Source organism: Longimicrobiales bacterium, assembly GCA_028823235.1.
GTDB lineage: Bacteria > Gemmatimonadota > Gemmatimonadetes > Longimicrobiales > Gaopeijiaceae > UBA2589.
Genome location: JAPKBW010000042.1, coordinates 1 through 7,352 on the forward strand (window position 1 = coordinate 1; position 7,352 = coordinate 7,352).

Sequence of the window (7,352 nt, forward strand, 5' to 3'; positions counted from 1 at the left end):
CCCACACCCAAAGTATCGCAGAACGATTTTCCGGTCTTCCGGCAACCTTCATTAAGACGCCAGTATTGATTAAAACGTTAGTTCTCGGCGAAATAGCACACCGAGCCAAACGTACTCCTTTCTTTATAATGGCTCGGAATATGGTGCTGCCTAGTTGCTCCTGCTAACGCCAACCCTGGCTCTGACACGCCATTGCCGGCGCCAAAGTAGTCCGACACTCGAGATCCGTATAGCTTCCCGGCGCCAACATCCCGCGCCCTCCATGTGGTCCCACGTGTCACTCTCTCTCCCCGTGTTTTACGACTGCCTCAACTGCCCGTCTTACTGCTGCAGCTACCCACGCATCCCCGTGACGAAGCGCGACGTGCGCCGACTCGCAAAGCACTTCGAGCTCACAGAACACGAAGCGTCCGAGAAGTTCACAAAAAAGGGGTGGACCAAGCGCGAGCGGGTCATGCGCCACGAGTCCGACGAGATCTATGGGAGCGCGTGCCAGTTCTTAGACCGGACGACACGCCTGTGTTCGGTGCATAAGGCACGCCCGTCGGTGTGCAGTGGACATCCCGATGGGCCGAACTGTGGCTACTACAGCTTCCTAATGGCCGAAAGGAGAGACCAGGACGACCCCAAGTTGGCTGTCCGCGCCTACAACCTGCCTGGCGAGTTCCCAGAGTTAGAAGAGGACTAGGGCCGTCGGGCTCGACGCCAACTCGGCAGTGTAGGACAAAAAAGCGGCTAGGGTCGTCACGCTGCCACACATACAACCAACCACCCATCGCATCGTTCGTCGCGCGCACCTCGTTGCCCGTCCCTGACCCCCAGCTTCCTCAGCAACAGCGTCCTAGAGTCGCCAGCGTTCAAACGATCTCAGTCTTGGCTGCGATCAGGTCGGTCCCTCGGTCTCTGCAGTCCCAGACTCGGAGAGAGAGTCTACATAGGCCCGACCCCGCGCGACCAGACGATCCGCCGCCTCAACCAAGATCCCCAGCCCTTCGAGCGCGCGCCTCCGTTCGTCAGGCCGAAGGCCGGCAAGCATCGCTGCGACACGTTCTGGGTCGTACGGGCTAGCAAGCTCGAGCATCTGAAGTCCTGCCTCAGTCAGCAGAACATTCATGACACGTCGATCGGCAGGGTCCCGAGTTCTCTGAATGAATCCCCCCTCCTCAAGTCGCTTGAGGTTGAGAGACATCGTGGATGCGGTCACCCCTAGGAATTCTGCGAGCTCAGTGACCATGGTCGGATCAGCCACGTCGAGTTGCCGCAGGGTACGAATCTGATGGTCTGTTAGATGGGCGCCTGTTTTAGGGTTTCGTACTTCGCGAGAGCGACAAGCAAAGTCGATTCGGGGCAACGCTGCGGTTATCAGGTCAAGGTTAGACATTCTGTATTATATATTATTTTGATTCGTCAAAGCAATATTTCTATAATAAAGGCATAATCCCCGGAACATGTAAGTCGGCAGCAGGGCGGGGAGTCAGCTGCTGCCGCAACCTGGTGCGGATCATCGGGATGATCCAACAGTCAGCTTCCAGCAAGGTCTGGAGAAGAGCCGAGTTGGGCCCGCCGCGGACCGACGGCGCCCGACTCTCTCTGGCTACCTTGTGACAGGCACCAGGGCCCGGGTTCAAGTTGACGCGGTTGGGCCCAGAGGGAGTGAGGATATATCTTGTGCCTCAACCCATATTGGGCGGCTCACCTCTTACCCTTTCGGCCCATGATGGACTGGATCGCTAGCCCCGAAGTGTGGATATCGTTCGCCACACTCACGATCCTCGAGATCGTTCTTGGCATCGACAACATCATCTTCGTTGCGATTCTCGCAGAGCGCGTGAAAGAAGAGTCACGAGCCAAGGCCCGCCGCGTTGGCCTCACCATCGCGATCTCCGTGCGGGTGCTGCTGCTCTTCTCGATCGTCTGGGTCATGGGGCTCACCGAGACATTGTTCGTCCTGCTCGACCACGCGGTCTCAGGGCGAGATCTCATCCTTATCGGCGGCGGCATATTCCTGCTGTTCAAATCGACGCGGGAACTCCACCACAAGCTCGAGGGTGAGGGGCACGATCCAGACTCGACCCGGACGGCGGCTTCATTCACGTCCGTCATCATCCAGATCGCGCTGCTCGACGTCGTCTTCTCGCTCGACTCTGTCATCACAGCGGTGGGAGTAGCCGATCACCTGCCCGTGATGGTCGCGGCAGTGCTGATCGCGGGTCTCTTCATGGTGGTGTCCGCCGACCGTGTCAGCGGATTCGTACGTGCACACCCCACAGTGAAGGTCCTCGCCCTCTCCTTTCTGTTGCTCATCGGCATGTCCCTGGTCGCCGAGGGCATGGGTCAGCACATCCCGAAAGCGTACATCTACTTCGCCATGAGCTTCTCGGTGTTTGTCGAGATGATCAATATCAGAGCGGGGTCCAGCAGAGAGCCGGTCCATACGAGAGGGGCCACCCCGGAAGACACCGGAGACCCGGAGTCCACCTGAAGTCGGGGATCGGTCGTGCCGAAGTCTTTGGTCCTGCCAAGAAAAAAGGAGCGCCACCCACCGACGTCCGGGGGTGACGCTCTCTTTTTCTTGCCCTGGGTTGGCCCTCTCGGGTCAACTACCAGCGACTAGAGGCCCTGCACGCCGGCTTCACCGTCCGTGACATTGAAGAAGAGCCACATACCGATAGCCGAGTGACCCGCGATGTAGCAGATCATCGTGTAGTTGCCAGCGGCGTCCGCGACGAAGGTGATGCTCTCCGTCTCGCCCGGCATCGTCGCATCCACCATCGACTGCGGGTTCTCCGTAATCGCACCCGGGAAGACGGGATCGGGCGTCGGCGGCGTCATGAAGTTCGTCAACTCCGAGGAGAGTCCGAGGCTGTGAGCCATGTTCGGATCCCTGTTCTCCAAGTTGATCGTAACCGTGTACCCTTCGGGCACGTTGATCGCGATCTGGCCACGGATGTAACCGTTGTAGTTCCAATAGTTATTGTCTGCGACTGCGCCCGCGACGATGTCTAGCGTGACGGTCTGAGCAGCGTTGTCGACTACGAACCACTCAGGGATAGTCATGGCACCGGTCGGTGCAGCCGGGCCAGCGGGCGCCGCCGGCACCGCAGCTGGAGCGGAATCGGTGGAGGCCGTGTCTGGGGCATCGCCGCCACCGCACGCCGCTACGAGCAGCGCTGCGGCCGGAAGGATCCTGTAAAATTTCATTTGGATTATATCCTCTGTGGAATCGAGCTTCGGACATACAACTCCAAAGCCGAATGGGTGAAATAAGATACTGATATCGTGCCGGGTGCGTATCCGGGAACGACCCCACACACGGGCCAGGGGAAAAGGGGGATGGAGTCGGGATCAACTGCTCAAGGACCTGGCCGGAGCAGGGTGTCCTCCGGCTCTGGCCGTAATCCTTTCGATTTCGACGATGCCGTCGAGCAGCAACGATCAAGAACAGCCCCGTCTCTCAAGCCTGATCTTCCGCTCCGGGTGCCGGGGCTGGGCGCCCTCGACAGGTGAGAGCAAAGGCCAGAAGAGCAGAGCGGTGTCGTTATGGAACGTCCGCACTACTTCCAGAACGAATAAAGAGCCCCGCCATCTTTCGATGACCGGGCTCTTCCAACATCTGGAAACTCGACCTCGTGACTGGTCGGCTATGCCCCCGAGACTGGGCCATCAAGGAGAATCGTGCTTTCGCCTGGTCGCATATCTTCTGCCATTCGCCTGAAAAGGTCAGCGATACGCTCGTCCCCCCTTCCTTCTGCGCGGATCGCCGTTCTCACCAGAAACCGAATCCTCTCCTCCACGTTCATCATCCTCATCCTCCCCACACTTCAGGCCGAACTTCCCACCCATCATCCTCCTCACCACACCTGTACCTACGTACCACCCTACCAACTGTTTCACCCACTCACCTAATCAGACGCAGGCAGCTTCCGTTCCGTTGCCTTCAGCCGCACTAGTTGAAGCCGTGCCAGGTCCGGGGTGAGTCGAGAGGAGCCTCGGGGGTCGTCCAGCGACCGGACTCAAAGTCGAGCCACCGCGCGAACAATGCATCCGAATACGTAGGCCCGAAGGCGGGTCCGGCCATGCTGCGTCCAGTCTCGCTCATCACGCTTCCATACCCGCCACGAGCCACCGTCACGAGGCCAACCAGACCATCGTAAGCGGCACGGAAGTCGGCGACTTGGAAGGTCACCCGCTGGTCCGCATAGTTGATTCCCGGAACACCATCCAGCATCGAGAGGTTCGCTGGCGGCACCGCATGGAGTTGCGCGGTGACGGGCTCGCTCAGACGCATAGCCTGTGTATCCCGGTATCCTTGCATGGCTCTCTGCGCACCCGAAGTAAGATCCGCGCGGGCCTCTTCGACCGGACGCGGCGTGGCCGTCGAAGCCGACGTCGCTGTCTTAACCTGGACGAACTCGACCCAGGGCATCGGTCCTTCGAGGTCACCCTTCAGACGGTCATCACCCGAAGCGAAGATGACTGGGACCCCCACCCTACCCCACGAATAACCCACGACCTCGGTCTCCGTGACCGCCATACCGTTCAAGACGAAATCGATACCGAGCGTGTACGTGTGCGATGCAAACCCACCGCTACCAGTCTTGGCATGCATCCCGACCACCGCGATGGCGTCGTACACACCTGGCTCGGTCAGATCGACATAAGCGTCAAAGAGTTCCTCACGACTAATGAGCTCAGCCCTCTCATCAAGCTCGTCGAGAAGTAGATCGGGCTCAGGACTTCCACTCCCGTGGCCATCGACGATATGGACTTCGTCCGCCCCTCCGTCGAAAAGCCCGGCCACGACCGCATTCACATCACCCGTCAGGTACGTGCGGCCGATCGCGTAACGCTCCGGGTGAGCAAACCGAAAGGTGTTCGGGTCGGACTGTCCAGTAAGTCCTTCCATGTCGTGATAGACGAGGACGCGAACCACTCCGTCGCTGTCGTCAGCCGGCGCCTCAAGCGTCCGCGGCTCGGACGAGGCTGTGGGCTCATCGGCACCCCCACACCCTGAGGCGACCAGTATGGTGAAGGCTGCTCCGAGAACTCGCTTCCCCACGCGGGTGCTCATCGCGTCCACCCCGTCCAGCCCGGTCCGCGTACAGCCCGTCCGGGCATCGCACCCGTGTGGACGCCGGCAGTCACGACTGCAGTTCCATTTACGAACACGTGCTCGATCCCTGTTGAAAGTTGGTGCGGCTCTTCATAGGTCGCATTGTCGCCGACGGTCTCAGGGTCAAACACGATCACATCTGCGTAGTAGCCCACTCGCAGAAAGCCTCGATCTCGGATATTGAGACGTGTCGCGACCGCAGAGGACATCTTCCGCACTGCATCCTCGAGCGTCGTCACACCCTCCTCCCGGACGTATTTGCCGAGGACTCTCGTGAACGTTCCGTATGCTCGTGGGTGGACCAGGCCCGTGGCCTCCGCAGGATCGATTCCCCCGGCGTCGGTGCCGAATTTCATCCACGGCTGACCGACCTGCATCGCCACGTTCTCTTCACTCATGAGGAAATACATCGTCCCAACACGCTGCCGCTCGTTCAGGACAAGGTCCATCGCCGTGTCGATCCAGTCCTTCCCCATATCCTCGGCGATGTCCTCCAGCCACCATCCTGAATACTTCTGGTACTCCGGAAGGTTGAGACCCAATGGCATGGTGCCTCCGGGCGTCGCGAGGGCGCAGAACGCCTCCCATGGCTCGGTCTGAACCTCCATCTCAGCCCGAATCCGAGCGCGCATTTCCGGGGCCGCAAGGTTGTCGAACAGCTTTCCGTCCGCGGAAGCCCACGGCGGGAAACAGGCGTCGAGGCCGGTTCCGCCGGCCGTGTACGGATACATATTGGCCTGAATGTCCACACCAGCAGCGCGTGCCGAGTCGATCTTCGCCACTGCAAGCGCGGCCTTGTGCCAGTTTCGCTGGCCAGCCGCCTTCAGGTGATAGATCTCGATCGGGACTCCGGCACTCGTGCCAATCTCGATGGCCTCATCGATGGCTTCGAGATAGAGGTCCGCCTCGGACCGCATGTGCGTGATGTAGACTCCGCCATAGGGCGCCGCCGCCGCATTGATCGAGATCAACTCGTCGGTCGACGCAAAGTTGCCAGGGGGATACACGAGTGCGGAAGCGACACCGAAGGCCCCGTCTCTCATCGACTGTTGGACCGCCTGCTGCATCGGTCGTCGCTCAGAGCTGTCTGCCTCGCCCATCGCCATGCCCATCCCCAGCACACGGATTGTCGAGGCACCAACGAAGGAGCCGAAATTCACACTCCCCCCATGCGCCTCCATGGCGCTCATCCAGTCGCCGAACGTGCTGAACTGGGTCACCCCCGCCGCCGATCCGGCGTTCCGCATCATATCCGGGCTGGAGGGTCCATTCGTCATATCCTCCCCCATGATCTCGGTGGTCACACCCATCGTGGCCTTGGAAACGACCCGACCGTCACCAGACGCCAGAAAGTTGAACCGCGAGTGACTCTGAATGTCGATGAAGCCAGGCGACACGACCTTGCCCGACGCGTCTAGGCGAGCAGCCGCAGGGGCGTCACTGAGTTCACCCGGCCGGGTGATCGCCACAATTCGGTCGCACCGAATCGCGAGGTCACCTGGATACCAGCCATTGCCCGTCCCATCGACAATGCGACCGCCCTCGATGACCAGGTCATATGACCCGGGATCCAAAGGTGTCAGTGCCTCGGCGGGACACGGCGGACTGACCGGCGCTGCTGTGGCACAGGCTGAAGTGGCGAGAGCGAGGGCAGTGAGAATGTGTCGGCGCATGATCGGCGGCCCTAGAATTGGGAGATCTGTCTTGCGACAAATACCCACGCCGGCCGGCTACGGCAACACGAACGCGGACACCGCTCAGTCGTCTGTGGCGTTCATCCGGCACCGACCCGATCGAGATCGGCCGATCAATGTGTAAATTTCGCAAGACTCGAGTGCTTCGCCGACCAGACTGTTGACTCGATTCACCGGCTCATCGAGAACCGAGAGAAGCGCGAACCCACGCTCTGTGATCCGGCACCAGCTGCGGCGCCGGTCATCCGTGCACCTCTACCGAGTAGCCCGCTTCCTGCGCACCATCCGCTCGATCAGACGAGTGACCCCCGGAGTGCGCTCAATCATTCGCTCGGCCACAGCCAGCGTCAGGAGGCCCTCCTCACCGGCACCCCGAAGGATCCGCAGAACGTTGTACTGTTGCGGCGTGACATCGTAGGCCTCGAGCACCACGACGATGCGTCGCTGCGAGTCGCCCGCAGTCCGGATTAGGGACAGATACGCTTCGTGGCTGGCCGACTGAAAGGGCTTACGCTGCTGCAAGTCTTCCTGGATGGTTGGACTGG

The 7,352-nt window shown here is 60.5% G+C and carries 7 protein-coding genes; 2 read left to right on the plus strand and 5 right to left on the minus strand.

What is annotated here, in order from left to right; all coding sequences use genetic code 11:
- Window positions 1-262 precede the first annotated feature (262 nt).
- Window positions 263-688: a YkgJ family cysteine cluster protein gene (locus tag OSA81_13025; protein MDE0899923.1), complete on the plus strand. Its 426-nt coding sequence runs from the start codon at window positions 263-265 to the stop codon at window positions 686-688.
- A 195-nt stretch (window positions 689-883) separates the two neighbouring features.
- Here the strand turns inward: OSA81_13025 and OSA81_13030 are convergent, their stop codons facing one another.
- Entirely contained in the window at window positions 884-1,381 is a 498-nt protein-coding gene (locus OSA81_13030) for a MarR family transcriptional regulator (GenBank protein ID MDE0899924.1), read from the minus strand.
- Window positions 1,382-1,714: 333 nt separating this feature from the next.
- On the opposite strand from OSA81_13030, the gene OSA81_13035 reads away from it, so the two are divergent.
- A complete protein-coding gene (locus tag OSA81_13035) occupies window positions 1,715-2,482 on the plus strand; it encodes a TerC family protein (GenBank protein MDE0899925.1) in 768 nt (255 codons plus the stop codon).
- Window positions 2,483-2,610: 128 nt separating this feature from the next.
- On the opposite strand, the gene OSA81_13040 is transcribed toward OSA81_13035, so the two are convergent.
- The 4 genes from OSA81_13040 to OSA81_13055 form a co-directional block, all read right to left on the minus strand.
- Window positions 2,611-3,201: a sulfocyanin-like copper-binding protein gene (locus OSA81_13040; protein ID MDE0899926.1), complete on the minus strand. Its 591-nt coding sequence runs from the start codon at window positions 3,199-3,201 to the stop codon at window positions 2,611-2,613.
- A 745-nt stretch (window positions 3,202-3,946) separates the two neighbouring features.
- Complete coding sequence (locus OSA81_13045) at window positions 3,947-5,071, minus strand: M55 family metallopeptidase (protein MDE0899927.1); 1,125 nt, start codon at window positions 5,069-5,071, stop codon at window positions 3,947-3,949.
- Window positions 5,068-6,786: an amidohydrolase family protein gene (locus OSA81_13050; protein ID MDE0899928.1), complete on the minus strand. Its 1,719-nt coding sequence runs from the start codon at window positions 6,784-6,786 to the stop codon at window positions 5,068-5,070. Before OSA81_13050 ends, OSA81_13045 begins: the two co-directional genes overlap by 4 nt.
- 276 nt (window positions 6,787-7,062) lie before the next feature.
- A partial coding sequence (locus tag OSA81_13055) for a hypothetical protein (protein MDE0899929.1) occupies window positions 7,063-7,352 on the minus strand: 290 nt, incomplete at its 5' end.